Annotated in this window: 16 protein-coding genes; all 16 read right to left on the bottom strand. The window is 41.9% G+C overall.

The features are described 5' to 3' along the window. Positions 1-7: 7 nt before the first annotated feature. A complete protein-coding gene (mutS, locus tag NFR43_RS05365; RefSeq protein WP_251547204.1) occupies positions 8-2,656 on the bottom strand; it encodes a DNA mismatch repair protein MutS in 2,649 nt (882 codons plus the stop codon). A gap of 83 nt (positions 2,657-2,739) precedes the next feature. Then, positions 2,740-4,287: a ribonuclease Y gene (rny, locus tag NFR43_RS05370; RefSeq protein ID WP_251547205.1), complete on the bottom strand. Its 1,548-nt coding sequence runs from the start codon at positions 4,285-4,287 to the stop codon at positions 2,740-2,742. A gap of 170 nt (positions 4,288-4,457) precedes the next feature. Continuing rightward, positions 4,458-5,528 carry a recombinase RecA gene (gene recA, locus NFR43_RS05375; protein WP_251547206.1) on the bottom strand — a complete coding sequence of 357 codons (1,071 nt, stop codon included), beginning with the start codon at positions 5,526-5,528 and terminating at the stop codon, positions 4,458-4,460. A gap of 85 nt (positions 5,529-5,613) precedes the next feature. Continuing rightward, positions 5,614-6,861, bottom strand: coding sequence for a competence/damage-inducible protein A (locus NFR43_RS05380; protein WP_251547208.1), 1,248 nt, complete (start codon positions 6,859-6,861; stop codon positions 5,614-5,616). A 71-nt stretch (positions 6,862-6,932) separates the two neighbouring features. After that, the gene (gene pgsA, locus NFR43_RS05385; protein WP_251547210.1) at positions 6,933-7,517 is read right to left on the bottom strand and encodes a CDP-diacylglycerol--glycerol-3-phosphate 3-phosphatidyltransferase; all 585 of its coding nucleotides are present in this window, start codon (positions 7,515-7,517) and stop codon (positions 6,933-6,935) included. A gap of 24 nt (positions 7,518-7,541) precedes the next feature. Then, positions 7,542-8,606 carry a helix-turn-helix domain-containing protein gene (locus NFR43_RS05390; RefSeq protein ID WP_251547212.1) on the bottom strand — a complete coding sequence of 355 codons (1,065 nt, stop codon included), beginning with the start codon at positions 8,604-8,606 and terminating at the stop codon, positions 7,542-7,544. 78 nt (positions 8,607-8,684) lie between these two features. Then, on the bottom strand, positions 8,685-9,983 hold the full coding sequence (gene yfmH / locus NFR43_RS05395) for an EF-P 5-aminopentanol modification-associated protein YfmH (protein WP_251547214.1): 1,299 nt from the start codon (positions 9,981-9,983) through the stop codon (positions 8,685-8,687). Between the two features lie 13 nt (positions 9,984-9,996). Next, positions 9,997-11,238 (bottom strand): EF-P 5-aminopentanol modification-associated protein YfmF, encoded by a 1,242-nt coding sequence (gene yfmF, locus NFR43_RS05400; protein ID WP_251547216.1) that lies wholly within the window; start codon positions 11,236-11,238, stop codon positions 9,997-9,999. A 212-nt stretch (positions 11,239-11,450) separates the two neighbouring features. After that, positions 11,451-12,296, bottom strand: a complete 846-nt coding sequence (locus tag NFR43_RS05405; protein ID WP_251547218.1) for an amino acid ABC transporter substrate-binding protein — start codon at positions 12,294-12,296, stop codon at positions 11,451-11,453. A gap of 32 nt (positions 12,297-12,328) precedes the next feature. Continuing rightward, positions 12,329-12,964: an amino acid ABC transporter ATP-binding protein gene (locus tag NFR43_RS05410; protein WP_251547220.1), complete on the bottom strand. Its 636-nt coding sequence runs from the start codon at positions 12,962-12,964 to the stop codon at positions 12,329-12,331. Between the two features lie 18 nt (positions 12,965-12,982). Beyond that, entirely contained in the window at positions 12,983-13,630 is a 648-nt protein-coding gene (locus tag NFR43_RS05415) for an amino acid ABC transporter permease (RefSeq protein WP_251547222.1), read from the bottom strand. A gap of 458 nt (positions 13,631-14,088) precedes the next feature. Further along, complete coding sequence (gene mreD, locus NFR43_RS05420; protein WP_251547224.1) at positions 14,089-14,625, bottom strand: rod shape-determining protein MreD; 537 nt, start codon at positions 14,623-14,625, stop codon at positions 14,089-14,091. 10 nt (positions 14,626-14,635) lie between these two features. Then, on the bottom strand, positions 14,636-15,487 hold the full coding sequence (gene mreC / locus NFR43_RS05425; RefSeq protein ID WP_251547226.1) for a rod shape-determining protein MreC: 852 nt from the start codon (positions 15,485-15,487) through the stop codon (positions 14,636-14,638). A 116-nt stretch (positions 15,488-15,603) separates the two neighbouring features. Further along, the gene (locus NFR43_RS05430) at positions 15,604-16,632 is read right to left on the bottom strand and encodes a rod shape-determining protein (RefSeq protein ID WP_251547594.1); all 1,029 of its coding nucleotides are present in this window, start codon (positions 16,630-16,632) and stop codon (positions 15,604-15,606) included. 122 nt (positions 16,633-16,754) lie between these two features. Continuing rightward, positions 16,755-17,366, bottom strand: coding sequence for a JAB domain-containing protein (locus NFR43_RS05435; RefSeq protein ID WP_251547228.1), 612 nt, complete (start codon positions 17,364-17,366; stop codon positions 16,755-16,757). Positions 17,367-17,418: 52 nt separating this feature from the next. Continuing rightward, positions 17,419-18,738, bottom strand: a complete 1,320-nt coding sequence (locus tag NFR43_RS05440; protein ID WP_251547230.1) for a bifunctional folylpolyglutamate synthase/dihydrofolate synthase — start codon at positions 18,736-18,738, stop codon at positions 17,419-17,421. Positions 18,739-18,797 lie beyond the last annotated feature (59 nt).

The following is an 18,797-nucleotide window of genomic DNA, read 5'->3' on the forward strand; positions in this document are numbered from 1 at the left end:
TTCACCCTTACTTTAGCTTCTGCTGCCACTGGTAGACTTGATTCATGACATCCATCGGTGTCATGCTCATTAAGTCTAAGTCCTTAATTTGTGATAATAACTTGGCCTGCTTCTTTGGTAGTTGCTGAGTCGGTGCAGGCGTGAACAATTCTAATTGGCCATTTTCTTCTGCGGTTAAATTAGCTGGTGACTGATCTACATTAGACGACGATGACTCATTGACGGTTTGGACCTGTTCGTCAGCCGCCTGGTGAGCAGTCTGCACGTCTGCATAATCATTTTCATGCTCTTTTTCTAACCCCGCTAAAATCTGGTTGGCCCGCTTTAAAAGCGAACTAGGCATTCCCGCTAACTTAGCAACGTGAACCCCATAAGATTTATCCGCCGGGCCTGCTGAGACCTTATGAAGGAAGATTAATTGACCATTTTCTTCCGTCGCCCCAACATGCACATTCTTTAATTTAGTTAACTGGCCTTCTAAACTCGTCAACTCATGATAGTGGGTTGAAAACAGCGTTTTAGCATGAACATTGTCATGAACATACTCAATAATCGCCTGTGCCAAGGCCATTCCATCATAGGTTGCCGTCCCGCGACCAATTTCGTCAAACAGAATCAAACTATTCGCCGTCGCATGTTGTAAGGCATTATTTGCCTCCATCATTTCAACCATGAAGGTACTCTCTCCTGAAACTAGATCATCGGCGGCACCAATTCTCGTAAAAATTTGATCAAAAATTGGTAAATTGGCCTCGTCCGCTGGGATAAAACAGCCCATCTGCGCCATCACAGCAGATAAAGCTAGTTGACGCATGTAGGTACTTTTCCCTGACATGTTAGGTCCCGTAATCAATAAAATGTCCGTATCGTTACCCATCAACACGTCATTTGGGACATATTCTTGGTGGCCCATAAATTTTTCCACGACCGGGTGACGGCCATTCTTAATCATTAACTGGTGATCATGATTTAATTGTGGACGGACAAAATGATAATCCTCCGAAACCACCGCGAAACTTTGCAGAACATCCAGTTCGGATAATGCACCAGCGAGTTTTTGAAGGCGTTCAATCGCCGCTTTGACTTGTTCACGAACTTCAACAAATAGATCATATTCCAGAGCGGTTGATTTTTCCTGAGCCCCGAGAATTAAGGCTTCTTTCTCTTTTAGTTCAGGTGTCGAAAAACGCTCCGCATTGGTTAAGGTTTGTTTTCGTTCATACCGGTCTTGAGGCAACTTGCTCAGGTTAACCTTGGTGACTTCGATATAGTAACCGAAGACGTGATTATAGCCGATTTTCAAGTTATTAATCCCGGTCGCTTCCCGTTCCCGTTGCTGAAGATCAGCGATCCATTGCTTCCCATTACTCATCGCATCGCGATAGCGATCTAATTGATCATTGTAATGGTCCTTAATAACCCCACCTTCAGTAACCGAAATCGGCGGGTCATCGATAATTGATTCATCAATTAAATTCGCAATGTCTTCCAGTGGATCCATTTTATTCACCAGCTCATCAAACACTGGTGAATCCATCGTCTCCAAAATATATTTAATTTTTGGCACCTGCTGCAAGGATGTCTTTAATTGAATTAAGTCGCGTCCATTAACACTGCCATATGCCACTCGGCCAGCAAGTCGTTCCAGGTCATAAACCTTAATCAGTTCTTCTTGTAAGTTTTTACGTTCAAAGTAGTTATCCAACAACACTTGAACTTTATCCTGTCGCTCTTCAATTTGATCGACTTTAATTAGTGGCCGATCAAGCCACCGTTTTAACAACCGACTTCCCATCGCAGTCTTAGTCTCATCAAGGAGCCAGACAAGCGTTCCTTGACGTTTGCCACTGCGCATATTCGTCATTAATTCTAAATTAGTTTTGGAATAGTGATCGATTTTCATATAAGCACTGGGTTGATAAGATTGCGCCAACTGCATATGCGCAAGTGAGCGTTTTTGGGTGGTGAGCAGATAGGAAACCAAAATAGCAACGGTGTGCCGTTGATGCTCATCAGTCAAGTTTTGGGTAAGGTAGTTAACCTCTGATTGTGTTGAAATGTCTGACTGGGTTGATATTAAAATATTGCGTTGCTTTAATTGTTCAACAATCTTGGCAGGTAAATCGGTCAAGTGAACAACTTCCCGTGTTTGTAAATTAATCAGTTCATTCATTAATTCACTTTGGTGCTGAAAAGTTGTTGTTTTCAATTCACCAGTTGAAAGATCCGTATAAGCTAAGCAATAATCCTGACCATCATAGTCGATAGCAGTTAAGTAATTATTGCTTTGTGCCTGATCACCCTTCAGATCCATTTGTGTTCCTGGAGTCACTAATCGGGTCACTGCCCGTTTGACCATTCCCTTCGCCTTTTTAGGGTCTTCCATTTGTTCACAGATTGCAACTTTATAGCCCTTATCAATTAGGATATCTACATAATTGTCAACTGCGCGGTGGGGAACCCCACACATGGGAATCGGATTCTTGGCACTGTGACTACGACTAGTCAAGGTTAATTCAAGCAATTGAGCACCCTTTACTGCATCATCATTAAATAGTTCATAAAAGTCACCCAACCGATAAAATAAAAAAGCATCAGGATACTGATCCTTGACCTTTTGATATTGTTCCATCATTGGTGTTAATTTTTTGGCCAACCTACTCACCCCGTCTAATTTTAAAAGATTCTTTACGCCTTATTTTAAACTAAAAAAGCTGGGGATGATATCCCAGCTTTTTCTTATTTCGCATAATCAACAGCCCGGACTTCACGGATGACCGTCACTTTAATATGTCCTGGGTATTCAAGCTGATCTTCAATTTCATGCTTAATATCATGGGACAACGCTGCCGCTTGATTATCTGAAACCTTCTTTGGCTTGACAATCACACGTACTTCACGCCCCGCTTGAATAGCATAACTATGGTCAACACCTTTATGACGATTAGCAATTTCTTCCAACTGCTTCAATCGTTGAATGTATTCATCTAATGACTCACTCCGCGCACCTGGCCGCGCACCTGAAATAGCATCAGCAGCTTGAACAAGGACAGCAATCGTTGAGGTAGCCGGAACATCTCCATGATGTGAAGCGATAGTGTTAATCACAACTGGATTTTCTTTATACTTCCGCGTTAATTCCACACCCAACTCCACGTGAGAGCCATCAACCTCATGATCAATTGCTTTACCAATATCATGCAATAAGCCGGCACGCTTAGCTAATGTCGTATCTTCACCAAGCTCAGCAGCCATAATTTCCGTCAATTTTGCGACTTCAATCGAGTGTTGAAGAACATTTTGACCATAACTAGTACGATACTTCATCCGACCAATCGTTTTAATCAAGTCTGGATGCATCCGGTGAATTCCAAGATCAAAAATCGTTTCTTCACCAACTTCACGAAGTTGTGCATCCATATCCTTGCGGGCTTTTTCCACCGCTTCCTCGATACGAGCAGGATGAATCCGCCCATCTTGAATCAACCGTTCCAATACCATTTTGGCAATTTCACGCCGGACTGGATCAAATCCACTCAAAACCACTGCTTCTGGAGTATCATCAATAATCAAATCAATCCCCGTCAGTGTTTCAAGAGTTCGGATGTTTCTACCTTCACGACCAATAATCCGACCTTTCATGTCATCGTTTGGTAAGTTAACAACGGAAACCGTTGCTTCAGATACCATGTCAGCACTACTCCGCTGGATCGCACTAACAATTAAACTCTTTGCCTTTTTTTCTGCTGTTAATTGCGCATCTTCTTCGCTTTCACGGATCATCTTGTCACGTTCTACTACCAGTTCATCCTTCAACTTGTCCAGTAAAATCGTTTTGGCTTGATCCTCACTTAAGCCAGCAACTTCCTGTAATTTTTGGGTTTGCTGCTTAATCAAATTTGCTACTTGTTCATGATCTTTTTGAACTTGTTCCCGTTTTTCATCTAATTTAGATTCCCGAGAACTAATTACATTTTCACGATCTTCTAAGGCACTATCCTTCCGATCTAACGTATTTTCCCGCTGAATCAACCGTTCCTCTTGTTTTTGAACTTCCTGACGGCGATCCTGCAAGTCCTGTTCTACGCTTTCACGATAGCGGTGACTTTCTTCTTTGGCCTCTAAAATGGCCTCTTTTTTTTGAGTTGCCGCTTCTTTTTTAGCCGATGAAATAATTTCCTTAGCATTATTTTTAGCTTGTTCCACTTGACGCTCAACAATCATCTTGCGAATGAAATAGCCAAAAAAACAAGCAACAATAGCGATGATGGCCGTCAATATAATCATTTTGACCCCTCCAAATCAACTATTGAGTTGTGATCTCATCAATCAATTTATAAAATTACGTGCAGAAACACGCACAGACTCAATTTTAAACTTTGTTTTAGGGGGTGTCAATAATGCCGTCATAATTGTAAAAACAGAATTGATGACGTCACCAATTCTGCTTAAGTTCTTTATTCTTCTGTTGCCTCTTCAATCGTCTCTTGCTTGCTTTCCGTAGAGTCTTGTTCAGCTTGTTGTTTTTCCTCATCACTAACGGGCATATTATATGCTTCGCGAACTTTGGTCATCAGGGTCTGCATTTGATCAGGGTGAGCTTCCAACCACTTCTTCGCGTTTTCCCGTCCTTGACCAATCCGTTCAGAACCATATGAATACCAAGCACCACTCTTTTTAACAAGATCTTTGTCAGCAGCCATGTCAAGCAATTCACCGGTCTTCGAAATCCCGGTACCATACATAATGTCAACTTCAGCCCGTTTAAATGGCGGCGCAACCTTGTTCTTCACAATTTTAATTTTGGCACGGTTACCAATGACATTCGTACCATTTTTTAACTGTTCACCACGACGAATTTCCATTCGGATTGTCGAATAAAATTTCAATGCGCGTCCACCTGGCGTCGTTTCAGGGTTACCAAACATGACACCAACTTTTTCACGAATTTGATTGATAAAGATAGCAATTGTCTTGGTTTTATTAATTTCACCAGAAAGCTTTCGCAAAGCCTGTGACATTAACCGAGCTTGCAACCCAACGTGAGTGTCACCCATTTCACCTTCAATTTCAGCCCGGGGAACTAGAGCAGCTACTGAATCAACCACTACGATGTCAACAGCACCACTAGCAATTAGTGCATCAGCAATTTCAAGCCCCTGTTCACCAGTATCAGGTTGTGATAGCAACAAGTTATCAATATCAACCCCAAGAGCTTGGGCATATTGTGGATCCAGGGCATTTTCTGCATCGATATAGGCAGCAGTCCCACCTTGCTTTTGCACTTCAGCAACTGCATGCAAGGCAACTGTCGTCTTACCAGAACTTTCTGGACCATACATTTCAATAATGCGGCCACGAGGATAACCACCTACACCAAGCGCATCATCAATGGCTAATGAACCACTTGAAATGGTAGCGATTTGTGTGTCGGCGGCATCACCCATCCGCATAATCGAACCCTTACCAAAGTTCTTTTCAATTTTCTTGAGGGCATTATCTAATGCCGCTTTTCTTTGATCTGCCATTATTTTCCTCCTTTTAATCAGGAACCTAATTTAATGATATCAGTTTTTAACCAAATTACAAGGAAAAGTCGAACCAATGTTCGCACTATTTTTGTGATTGTAATAAGTGGTGAAGCATCAACAAACCGCGTTGAACACTTTGCTGACGAATTGCTTGACGACCCATTCGTTGGGACAAATGCAGTTGTTTAGTGATGATTTGTTCTCCAAACTGCACCCCAATCCAGACTTCGCCCACTGGATGACCATCTAGTCCATCTGGCCCTGCTACTCCCGTAAAGCCGACCCCAATCTCAGCACCCGTCAATTGTCGACTACGGGCTGCCATAGCACCAGCAACTTCTCCACTGACAACACTGTATTGAGCGATTTTTTCAGCTGGAATACCCAATAACTTTGTTTTCATTTCGGTAGCATAGGTGACAAAGCCACCAGCAAAAACATTAGATGCGCCTGGAACGCCACAAATTGTGGCTTGAAACAATCCCCCGGTTAAGCTTTCAGCAGCTGAGACCGTTAAATCACGTTTTTTTAGCTCCTTAACAACCTGTCCCGCCAAAGTGATCTCGTTACCAGTTCCATAATAATACTTACCTAATTGCGCGATAATTTTTGCTTCTGCCGTCTTTAAGAGTTGTTGGGCGGTGTCACATTGCTGATCAAAAACTGTTAACCGAACCTGCGTTTCACCCGGTTGGACATAGGAGGTGGCCACCACAGGACCAGCAGTGCCGATAATTTCCTGGATATCATCCATCAAGGTTGATTCGGGATATCCAACAAAATGCAAATTCAAACTCGCAATGGTTTGGTTGTCTGCTAATTGGTGCAATCGGGGAAGAAGACTCTTCTCTACCATCGCCTTAAATTCACGCGGTGGTCCAGGCAAAACGACATAGGTATGCGCGCCTTGTTGAATCAGGGAACCTAATGCCAACCCTACTGGATTAGGCAGGGCCTCTCCACCGCCTAAATAATATGCTTGGCGAATGTTTTCAGGGGCCAATGCAACTTCCCGTTGCTTAAAATCAGCTTGTAATTGTTCCCAATACTTTTGGTCAAGTTTCAAGTCGGCCCCCACTGCATCCGCAACACTTGCCATTGTAACATCATCTTGGGTTGGGCCTAACCCACCACAGATAAAAATTAACTCCGCCCGTTGCGCTGCCTGATGAATTGCTGCGATGATCCGTTGCCGATCATCGTTAACCGTCGTTTGCCAGTAATCTTTAATATTCAATTGACGTAATTGATCAGCTAAAAAGCGCGCATTGGTATTGGTAATTTGGCCTAAAGTAATTTCAGTACCAACTGAGATAATTTCTGCTTCCATTAATAGTTCCTCCAGTATTTAAAGACGAAAAAAAGCTGCGAAATAACTAATTATTTCAACAGCCTTGATATTTATTTAAACCCGTCGGCAAAAACACCCCGACCTTGGATAAAGTAATCAACCCCGGAATATACCGTAAAGAAGAGGCAAATGTATAACATGATTTGACCAAATGGAATGTTCCAAAGGGCAAAAATTGCATTATGCAACAGTAAAAAGATGATCGCAATAAACTGAGTAGTCGTTTTAATTTTTCCGGGCATTTTGGCGGCAAGAACTTGTCCATTTTGTTCAACAATCAATAACCGTAACCCAGTAACGGAAAGTTCTCGCCAAATAATTATACAAGTTACCCAGGCAGGAACCGCATGACTAGCCGTTAAAACAATAAACGCCGTCATTACCAATAACTTATCTGCTAACGGATCGGTGAATTTACCAAAATTTGTCACCAGATGATCCCGCCGTGCAATCCGCCCATCCAGATTATCGGTAATCGTTGCCGCGATAAATAAGATAGTCGCGATCAACTGAGCGATCGGAACCGTCGCTCCCAAGAAACTCACATTTCCCCAACCGAATGGTACCACCATTAAAATTAAGAAAAATGGAATGATGATCAATCTGACAATCGTCAGTTTGTTTGGTAAATTCAAAACAAATCCTCCCTAGTAAATAAACTATTGTTGCGTCGTCCGAGTACTACTTGTTGTAGAAGTTTGGGTACTATTAGCAGTCGTTGTTGACTGACGATTTTGAACGGTGCCAGTGGTAGAAGTAGTCCGGCTACTGCTGGTGGTATTAGCGGTGGTTGTACCACGAGTAGTTGTGGAACTGGTGGTACTTTGTGAGCTAGAACTACTGCTCGAGCTGGTGGTGCTCCCCAGCGTAATCGTAATTACCCGTGTGGATGGGTAACGGTTATTATCAGTAAAGTCTAACGTTTGGTTACCAATCTTAATCTTGGTATTCCGAGCATTACCAACTCGAATCGTAATCGTTCGTGCTGTTTTTGCAATGGTGATTGATTCTTTGCCATTGGCAGCCATCGTCTTGCTTAGCCGCGTCGTACCATCAACAACAACGCTATTCGTTGACGTTCCACTTGTAGAAACCACTAATTTGGTGGCCTTGCTTAAAGACTTATTAGAACGATAAGCAACCGTACTAGAAGTCCGGGAAGTCTGTGTCAACTTCAAGGTAGATTTACTCTTTTTGCTGGAAGACTTCTTAGCAGAAGAAGATTGCTTCTTGCTAGATTCACCAGAAACAGAAACGGAACTGCTATCAATTTTAGAAGATTCATTGTGATTTCTGGCAATCGCGGTTACCCAAATTGCTGCTAAAATGACAATCACAATCACACTAATGATGATTGTCGGCAGGTACCTTCTCAGGCCTTCAATGCGGTCCACAGTAGTCGGTCGGTTAGCTCCCCGACGACTTTCAACTGCTTCATTCAAATGAGCAGAATAGTCTTCCGTCTTGGCCTTTGGGAGGTAATCGTCATATTCCTTTAATAATTCATTACCGTCAAGGCCAACGGTATTAGCATATTGCTTAATGAACGCCCGGACATAGAAATCCCCAGGTAATTCATCGAACTTTTCGTCTTCAATGGCAATTAAATAGCGCTTTTGGATTTTCGTGGCTTGTTGTAAATCATCTAAGGTTAACCCCTGTGCCACCCGGGCATCCTTAAGCTTTTTTCCAATATTGAGTTGCTTTTCTTGTTCTTCACTCATAAAAAGTCCCTCACTCTTCTTAATTTAAACCAAGACATAGTATAGCATAGATCACCGCTGATAAATTCTAAGAATCTCTTACATCTTTTCCGGTTGGACAGTAAAATTAGTGAACCGGTGCGGCCCCAATAATTGTTGGCAGGCATCATAGACATCGCCAAGCGTTAACAGACGTAAAATCTCTAGTTCATCAAAAATATTTAATTCACCAAACAATGATGAAGCATACCGATTGGCAATCATTTCGGGAAGATTTAGGCTCATGATTAATCTTCCCATGGCACCACGTTTAGTTTTTTCAAATTCAGCATCCATCTTCGCCAGATTTTCTTTGGCATGACGGGCAATCTTTTGAATAGCATTAAAAAACCGTGCCGGATCATCTGTGTCAGAGCTGATTGTGGCAAAGTGAAAGCCACGTTCCATCTCAAAACTAAAGCCAAATGAATCATCAATGATTTGCTGATTATAGAGGTCCAAATAATTAGTAGTCGTATCATCAAAAAGCAGCTCCAACATCAATTCACATGCCAATTTGTATTTGAGGCGTTTTCGCGCATCAGGATACTGACTGAGGCCCCGAATACCAACCATTGCTTTGGGGCGACCAATTGGCATTCGAATGCTGCCATTAGCGATGATATCATTGCCTTGGACATCTTGAATAAGCGGTCCTCGTTGAATTTTGCGTGCGACCTGTTGACGATCTTTTTCACACTGTTCAATCACTCCCAAAGTCTGCTCCACATCTAAATTACCAACCACTACCAGACGCAAATTACTCGGTTGGTAAAATGTCTGGTAACATTGCATTAACAATTCTGGAGTGATCTTCTTGATACTCTCTTCGGTACCAGCAATATCATTTTTCATCGGATCAGCCGGATATAAATTAGCAATTGTTCCAGTATACAAACGTGAATCAGAATTATCATTATACATTCTAATCTCTTGGCCAATAATCCCCTGTTCTTTTTTCACTCCAGCTCGTGAAAAATAAGGATCCTGAACGAAATCTAACAGGATTGACAGGTTTTTGGCGAATTGCTGAGCCGTAGAAAACTGGTAACTAGTTTGTGTATAACTCGTAAATGCATTGGCATCAGCACCAAACTGACCAAACAAATCAAAGGCATCGTGATCAGCTTTTTCAAACATTTTGTGTTCCAAAAAATGCGCAATGCCGGCCGGAACAGTCACCAGCTGATCCTGTTGAATTGGCACAAATCGATTATCAACGGCACCATAATTCGTTGTCAAAATTGCATAAGTCTTTTTAAAACCTTGCTGAGGAATCAACACAACATCTAAACCATTCTCTAAAGTTTGCTGGTAGACAGCTTGTTGGAACTGCGCATAATACTTTTTCTTAACCATGATGTCCATGTCCTCACTTTAAAAAATACGTTGCTTGTAATTTTACTTTTTGAGCAACCGCACTTACCTGGTGTCGATTAACTGCTAAAATCCGGTCAACCGAATTTTCTGGAATTGTGAGGCCGGTCAAACTACTGATCACCGCTCGTTCCATCAACTGTCCTTGATTGTCTTGACTTGTCAAAATGCCATTGACCAAACCATTTTTGATCCGTGTCAATTGAACATCATCAATATCGTTGTCCTGCATCGCCATTAATTGCTCTTGGATTAACCGTTCTGCTTGATCGTGATTATTACTATTAATTCCCGTTTGGACAAACAAATACCCACCAAACGGCCGATAACCACTGGAAGCATAGTAAGCGAGGCTCGCTTTTTCACGAACGTTGTTAAACAATAATGAATAAGGACTAGCCCCATATAGCCCATTCATTACAACTGCTGAGTAATAATCCTCATCGAGAAAATAAACGGGAAAATTATAAGCCAGGTCTAATTTTGCCTGCTGAATGGCCTCTTGACCGATCCCCTGACGAATTTTCGATAGCACCAGTTGGCGATAGAAAATTTCACTACCGAGGGGTTGCCGGGGCTGTAATGGCCAGTCAGCAAATAACTTTTGGACTTGTTCAACATCAACATTTCCCGCAATAATAATGTCAATTTGATCCTCTTGTAACATTGCTTGATAAGCATTCATTAACTCGGCATTGGATAAGCTAATCACATCCTGGACAGTTCCAGTACCAGGGTTTTGCATGACTGAATCGGCTGAAAAATATAAATTGAATAACCGCTTAGCCGCGAGGTATTGCTTATCATCATCCCAGGAAGTTAATGTGGCTGCCAGATTATCACGTTGCAGTTGCCAACTGGTGGGCGAAAGGACCTGTCCCTCACGCAATGGTGCAAAAAGGACCTCATGAAGAAAGTTAACTGCTTTTTTCGTTAATGAGTCATTCACAATTTGATCATTAACGTAAGTAAGACTAAGACGAACGTTATGCGCCAAACCTAATCGGGCGACATAGCCGTCCAGTTCAGCCCCATATAATGAAGATAGTTGGCGTGCCACGGCCGTTTGATCAGGGTAGTTTTGTGAGCCATTGATTAACAGATTCACTAATAAATTCCGGGCCGCGTTATTAACGTGCCCTTGATGAGCAGCAAAATTTACCAAAATGCGATTCGTCGTATACTTTTGGGAGGGAATGATATGTAATCGAACCCCTGTATTTAAATCAATCTGCATCCTAATCCCCTTCCCGTCTAAATCAATGCAAGAAACATCATAAACATTTTTTCACTAAAAAACAAGCAAAGTCACTGAAACAAAAGAGTGTGGGAACCAGAACTAGCTTAACTAGTTCGTCGTTCCACCTCCGCAGGGATGGCCACTGCGCTGTAACATTCAAATTTTAGAAATAACAAGAGGCTGAGTTCCCTCAGCCTCTTGTGAAATATTTATTTTGTCGGTCCCAGGTAATTACTGTTAGTTCCAAACCATTTGTGGTTAATCTTACGAAGCTCACCATTCTTTTGGAGTCGTTCTAGTCCCTGATTAATTTTCTTGCGAAGAGTTTTGTCACCTTTTCGCATCCCAACCGCAAATTTGTCAGCTGGCATTTTCGAACTACTGTAGGTGGAATAAGCATTTTTATTCGCCTGGTGTTGGATGTAGTAATTAGCATACACTTCATCCATCAAAATTCCTTGAATCCGGTTAGCATTTAAGTCAATAAAGGCATTCGGGAAAGTATCATAAAGAACTGCCTTATGATTCTTAATCCGGTCCTTCAACAATTTCGGATATTCATCCAACATGGTCATCCCAGTAGAACCATTTTGAACCCCCAGCGTCTTCCCAGTCATATCCTTAAAGTTATTGATATGATCCTTCTTTTTGGTGACTAACACTTGTTTGTTAAGTAGATAGACCCGACTAAACGCGACTTTCTTTTGCCGTTGCGGAGTGACCGAATAACCATTCCATAATAAGTCAATCGTGCCATTTTTTAATTCAGTTTCTTTCATTGACCAATCGATCGTTTGAAAGTCAACCTTAATCCCGTACTGTTTGAAGACTGCCCGCGCCAAGTCGACGTCATAACCAACTAATTTACCATTTTTTTGGCGAAATCCCATTGGCACAAAACTATCGTCAATTCCAATAATCACTTTGTGACGGCGTTGGATTCGTGACCAGGTATCTTCGTGATTAGCTCGTTGTGTAACACTCTCGCAGCCTCCCAACATCAAAAGTGGGATAAATAAGCAAACTAGTGCGACCCAAGCTTTCGCTTTCCTCATAAGATTCGTTCCTCTCTTTAATTTTGCTCACGCTAATCGAGTGCCTGAACCGTCAGCATCTTGTCAGCAATCCTCTTGGCAAATTCCATATCGTGAGTAACTACTAATTGCGTCACCCCTTGTGCCTTCAAATCTAAAATTAAATTGGCAACTTCATCACGTAAATTAGGATCCAACGCACTCGTAGGCTCATCATAACACAAAATCTTGGGTTGCATTGCCAAAGCCCGCGCGATCGCGACCCGTTGTTTTTGACCACCAGATAATTGATATGGATAAAGGTTTTCCTTATCCTGTAACCCCAATTGTTTTAATAATTGTAATCCCCGTTCTTGGGCCGCTGCCTTGGATTGTTTAGTGACCATAATCGGCGCTAGCGTTAAGTTCTCCAAAACTGATAAGTGAGGGAACAAGTTAAAGTCTTGAAAGACAACTCCCATCACATTATCTGATTTTTCTAAATCTTGGGGATTAAACTTTTGACCATCGATAATAAAAGTACCCGAATCAGCGGTTTCCAAGCCAGTAATGCACCGCAACAAGGTCGTTTTCCCGGCTCCAGATGGACCAACAATGGTTAAAATATTACCATCCTCAACCGTAAAGTTAACGTCGTCTAAAATTTGCCGACCGCCAAAACTTTTCTTTAAATTTTCAACTTTTAACATACGCAAACCCTCCTTTGTTTACTTGTAGTAAGAGTAACGTTGTTCAACTTTGTGAAGAATATAAGTACAAATTCCGACCATCAGGAGATAAATCACCCCGACTAATAGGAGTGGTACCAACGTTACGTCACGCGATGTTGCAACGTTTCCGGCACGAAGCAAGTCCCCCAGGCCGATGACGTATACCAACGAAGAATCCTTAACCAAGTTAACGACTTCATTTCCAATTGATGGAATGACAATTTTAACAACTTGAGGAATCACAATTTTGCGCACCGTTTGCCAGTAGCTTAATCCTAATACTCGTGCCCCTTCATATTGTCCTTCATCAATAGATTGAAGTCCTCCACGGAAGATTTCTGCGAAGTACGCTGCGTAATTTAAAATGAACGCGATCAGTGCAGCATCGAACCGTTGAAAAACAATCCCCACGATCGGTAAACCATAAAAAACAAAGATTAATTGAAGTAATAGCGGTGTCCCCCGCATTAACCAGACATACAATTCCAAAATCCACTTCAAAGGTTTAATTTTTGAAACTAATCCTAAACTAAAAATAATTCCTAATGGTAATGCACCAATTAAAGTCAGAAAAAATAATTCCAGGGTCATGCCAGCCCCTTGGAATAATGATGGCAAAATTTCTAAAACATATTGCAACGACATATAAATACCTCCTTCTCACGATGAACAAAAAAACGTCCCCTTGGATAATCTAAATCCAAGGGGACGCTCAACCGTGGTTCCACCCCAATTTATAATTAGCTTACACTAATTACCTCAGTGAGTTCACTTATGGAAGCAAAAAGCCCTCTAACTATTAAAGTAGTTAGAGGGCTTTTCAGCGGTTCCACCTCATTAACGTTAGATTCTCACGAACCTAACCTCAGTAAGTTCAAAATAAACTCCGTGCTGTAACGGGCTTCCCCGGACTACCTTTTGGTCAGTAGTCAACTCACAGTTGTGATTCAAGCATCAATCGATGTTCCTTCTCATCTAGCGGAACTTTCTGTAAAAGACTAATTACTTTACTAGTCTGCTCTTCGTCATTAATTTGTTATTTAGTATGATAAACATCTTACCGATGAAAGTCAACACTAAAATTAAAATTTTCTCATAATAATCTAGGAACGCTTTTTGGCTAAAGCCTTAGTGTAGAGAATATTGATTGGCCAATACAAAACGACAAAATATACTAAATTAAGCGCTAACGTTGGTGCCAAAGTATACAATAAGAAATCGCCGATATTAGTATGAGTTACACCAATCAGCACAAACGCCCAATAGTTTAAGAACTCAAAGACAACTACGTCAATAAAAAAGATTAACATCGTATTGAAAAAATTGTCAGTAAACAACCGCGCTAAGAATTTAGTTAACCAGACAATCAAAGGGTATAACACAATAAATAATCCCCAGATTCCAGAATAATAAAGATCACTTAAAACACCGACTGCAATCGCAAAACCATATAGAGGGATTTTCACTGTTCCCTCAAAAAAGTATGCTAAAACTAACCACAGCAAAACTAGTTGGCTGACCATCGAATACGGAAAACTGAAAAATTGATTTGCCAGGACCTTGCTTAACGACCCATCCAAGAAAAAGGCGATCAATAAACCAATGGGAAAGAGAAATCTCAAACGTGATAAACGATACATTTGCTCCCTCCTATGAGTCTAACTCTGCAACAGTGACAATGTTAACGTCATTAAAGTTTGCCGCGGGCTTAATGTACACCTTTTGTGCCAAACCATAATCGTCTTTGGTGACCTTGGTGACCCGACCGACATATAAGCCCTTTGGGGTAACGCCACCCATTCCACTTGTGGTGACCTTAGTTCCCTTCTTGATTTTGGCCTTTGAAGTAACTTGCCCCATCACAAGACTGTTGCTTTGTGAATCATAATCAGTAATAATCCCATTTACCGTCTTTCCACCCGAACCAGAAATTTGAATGGCAAACCGGTTGGCTGATTCACTGGTATTGCTTAATAATTCGACTTTACTATTAGTTTTGTTTACTTCGGTAATCCGCCCAATTAAACCACCGGCGGACATGACTGGCATATTCTTTTTAATACCACTAGTCTGCCCCTTGTTGATGATGAGCTGCTTTTGCCAAGAAGATGGTGTCCGCGACAAAACCGCCGCACTGATCGTTGAGTAATCGGTCATTGATTTATTAACCTTCAGTTCCTTTTTCAATTCCCGATTTTCTTTAGCCAAGGTTTGGTCACGAACCTTCGCCTGTGCTAATTCAGAAACCTGTTGCTTTAGCTTTTTATTTTCAGAATACGTATTCAACAAGTCAGTAAATGAATTAACGCCACTTTGGGCAGCGTTGACTGGATAGGCAACCACGCCATCAACCATCCCGACAATATCATTGCCAAATTGTTGAATTAATGGCGGCGTTTGGCGACGGTTACGAAGTGCGACGGAACCGCCCATTAAGCCAAATGCAACCACTAAAACGACCACAATGAACACTAGTCGTCGGTTTGAGAAAAATTTCCGCATCCTTTCTGAACCCCCTCCCAGTTGAGAAAAAGTGAAGCGGAGCTTGGCAAAACAAACACATCGTTTTGCGACTCGCTCCGCCCCAAATTACTCATTCTCAACTGGTTATTTCTGAATTACTTTTTCTTCTTCATTACGTCGATACTCTTCAAAGATTCTCCAGTCCCAATGGCCACACAATCCAATGGATCATTAGCAATAAAGACTGGAACTTTAGTAGCATCGGCGATCACGTCTGGTAAGTGCTTTAATAACGATCCACCACCAGTTAAAACAATTCCGTGATCAATTACATCAGCAGCAATTTCAGGCGACGTTTCCTCCAAAGTGGATTTAATCGCATCAATAATTTCCGCTACAACGTCCTGCAAGGCGCCAGAAAGCTCTTCTGCAGATACTTCCATGGTCTTTGGCAAACCAGTAACCAGGTCACGACCACGCACTTCAGAACTTTCCATATCCTTGGCAGCTTCTGGGGAAGCTGAACCAATATCCCACTTTAATTTTTCAGCAGTCCGTTCACCAATTAACAAGTTTTTATCTTGGCGAATAAACTGAATGATGGCTTCGTTCATCTTATCTCCCGCCATTCGAATGGACCGACTAGAAACGATCCCGCCAAGTGAAATGGTGGCAACGTCAGTGGTACCACCACCAATGTCAACAACCATACTCCCAGTTGGGTCCATCACAGGCAACCCAGCACCAATCGCTGCAGCAAATGGTTCTTCAATGACGTAAGCATCACGAGCACCGGCAACCCGGGTAGCATCAATTACCGCCCGTTTTTCAACTTCAGTAATTCCACTCGGTACACAAACCATGACGTAAGGCTTACCAGCGTTACCGCCCAAAGCCTTATCCATGTAGTACTTCATCATGGCAACAGTAGTGTCATAATCAGCAATTACCCCGTTTTTCATTGGGCGAATTGCGACAATACTTGCAGGGGTCCGGCCGATCATGTCACGAGCGGCTTCACCAACGGAAATTACTTCGCCAGTATTTTTATTCCGTGCAACTACTGAAGGTTCCCGTAAAACAATCCCTTTTCCTTCGATGTAAACAATCGTATTGGCAGTACCTAAATCAATACCAATATTTTTGGTTCCAATTCCTAATGGCAATCTATGTCGTCCCTTCATCATTTGGTTTCAGTTTTCTCTTAAAACAGAAATATTATACCATAGCTGTTCCACAGATTAACAGTCACAATATACTACACCCGCCGACAAAGGACAATTTTTTTGCGCACATTTAAAAATATTTAAAGGTCTGCGGAATTTTCACGCCAACTATAATAATGCGCTTGACCAATAATTATGAAATCTAAAAGGCAGATGCCAATTGTATTGCCAGCCCGCTCTAACCGTTGACACATTAATAAATCATTGTCGGAGGGTTCAATGCTACCGCTCGGATGATTGTGGACAATGATGACCCCAGCGGCACAATTTTTCAAAGCATAGCGAAAAATTTGATCGGGATAGAGACTACACTGACTCCTCCCACCCACAAATAATTGGTGACGGGCGACAATTTCATTATGCACGTCCGTACACAAAACTGTAACGCTCTCTTGTTCCTCTCCAGCATATTCATCGACAAAGGAGTTGCCTACTAGAGAACTCGAATAAGCGTGCCCGTATAATTCGTGAGGACTTTTCACAATTAATTCTCCTAATTGAACAGCAGCAAAGAATTGACCAAGCTCCTTTTTGGCTCGCCCTTTGATTAGGCGCCTTTCATTCACCGTTAATTGCCGAAAATCATGTGCTGTCGGCACATGTTTCAAAAACCAAACCGCCAATTCTGGTTGATCAATAAAATATTCTTGCACCAGTTTGCGATAGTTACGTGTAGTGACTTCTAAAAACATCAAATCTCTCCCTTCATCATTAATAGACGAAGGAAAACCGCTTTTTAATTTTTCAATCTAACATCAAATGACGAACATCTGAAATAAAATAGAGTGAACCGGTAATTAAAATGACGTCATCAGCAGAAACCTCGCCACTAATTTTTGCCAATGCTCGCTGCCAATTCTCATCCACCTGAATTGGGTGATGACTCGGAATGTCGTTAATAATGGAATTTAAATTGGCTGACGAACGACCGGAATACGGTCCATTAAAAGCAGTAACTGTAATGTGAACATTGGGTAAACTCGCTAGTTCACCAAGCATCAAATCATATTGTTTGTCAGCCAAAATTGCCACGAGCAAGTAAATCTCACGATCTGCAAAATCATCCCGACAGGTTTTAACCAGGGCTTGAACTCCTGGTAGGTTATGCGCCCCATCTAAAATCACCAGTGGTTCTTCATTTACCAATTCCATTCTTCCCGGCCAATTAGTGTGCTGAAGTGACTGCCGAAGAGTCCCAATTAACAAGGGTAAATTTAATTGCCGCATCGCCACCTGGACAATGGTCAGTGCAACACCAGCATTTTCAACCTGATAATTCCCCGCTAATGACAATTGGAACCGTTCACGATGCAAGTTACCTCCGCTATAGCTAATCAACGGATAGAGTAGCTGGTGGCCAATTTGATGAGCCTCATAATCACGTTGCCAGGCATACCAATAACTATGCTGCTCCTCAGCAACCGCGGCAATTTCTTCTTGTGCACTCTTCTCCAGTGGACCGGTAACGACTGGACAATTCTTTTTAATAATGCCCGCTTTTTGTTGAGCAATTTCTGCTAAGGTGTTACCTAAATACTTCATATGGTCGTACCCCACCGTAACAATGGCGGAAACCAAGGGAGCTTCAATAATATTAGTTGAATCATAAAGGCCACCAATACCAACCTCCAAAATGACAACATCAACTGGTTGGTCTGCAAAATAACAAAACATAATCGCCGTATTGATTTCAAACTCGGTTGGCCCACCCTCAGGTAACTCGGCATCTAAATCAACGACCACTTGGGCAACACGCTGGGTATATTTCACTAGTGCTTCATCACTGATTGGTTGCCCATCAATAGCAATCCGCTCATTAAACCGCGTAATATAGGGAGAAGTAAACGAACCAACTGTTAATCCCTGCCCCATCAACATTTCTCTCGTCATTGCAACAACGGAACCTTTACCATTGGTACCAGTAATGTGGATAAATTGTTGCCCTTTTTCCGGATTGCCTAGCCGACGAAGGAATAGTTTCATCCGTTCCAGGGTGGGGCGCTTTTTGAACCGCGGCCGTCCATGGATAAATTTCAGTGCGTCTTCGTAGTTTTTAATTTGCATTTGTCACTGCCGTGCCCTTTCTAATGTCATTATTAAGCCGATTTTAACCCAAAAGAAAG

Origin of the sequence: Limosilactobacillus caecicola, assembly GCF_943192935.1 — a bacterium.
Lineage (GTDB): Bacteria > Bacillota > Bacilli > Lactobacillales > Lactobacillaceae > Limosilactobacillus > Limosilactobacillus caecicola.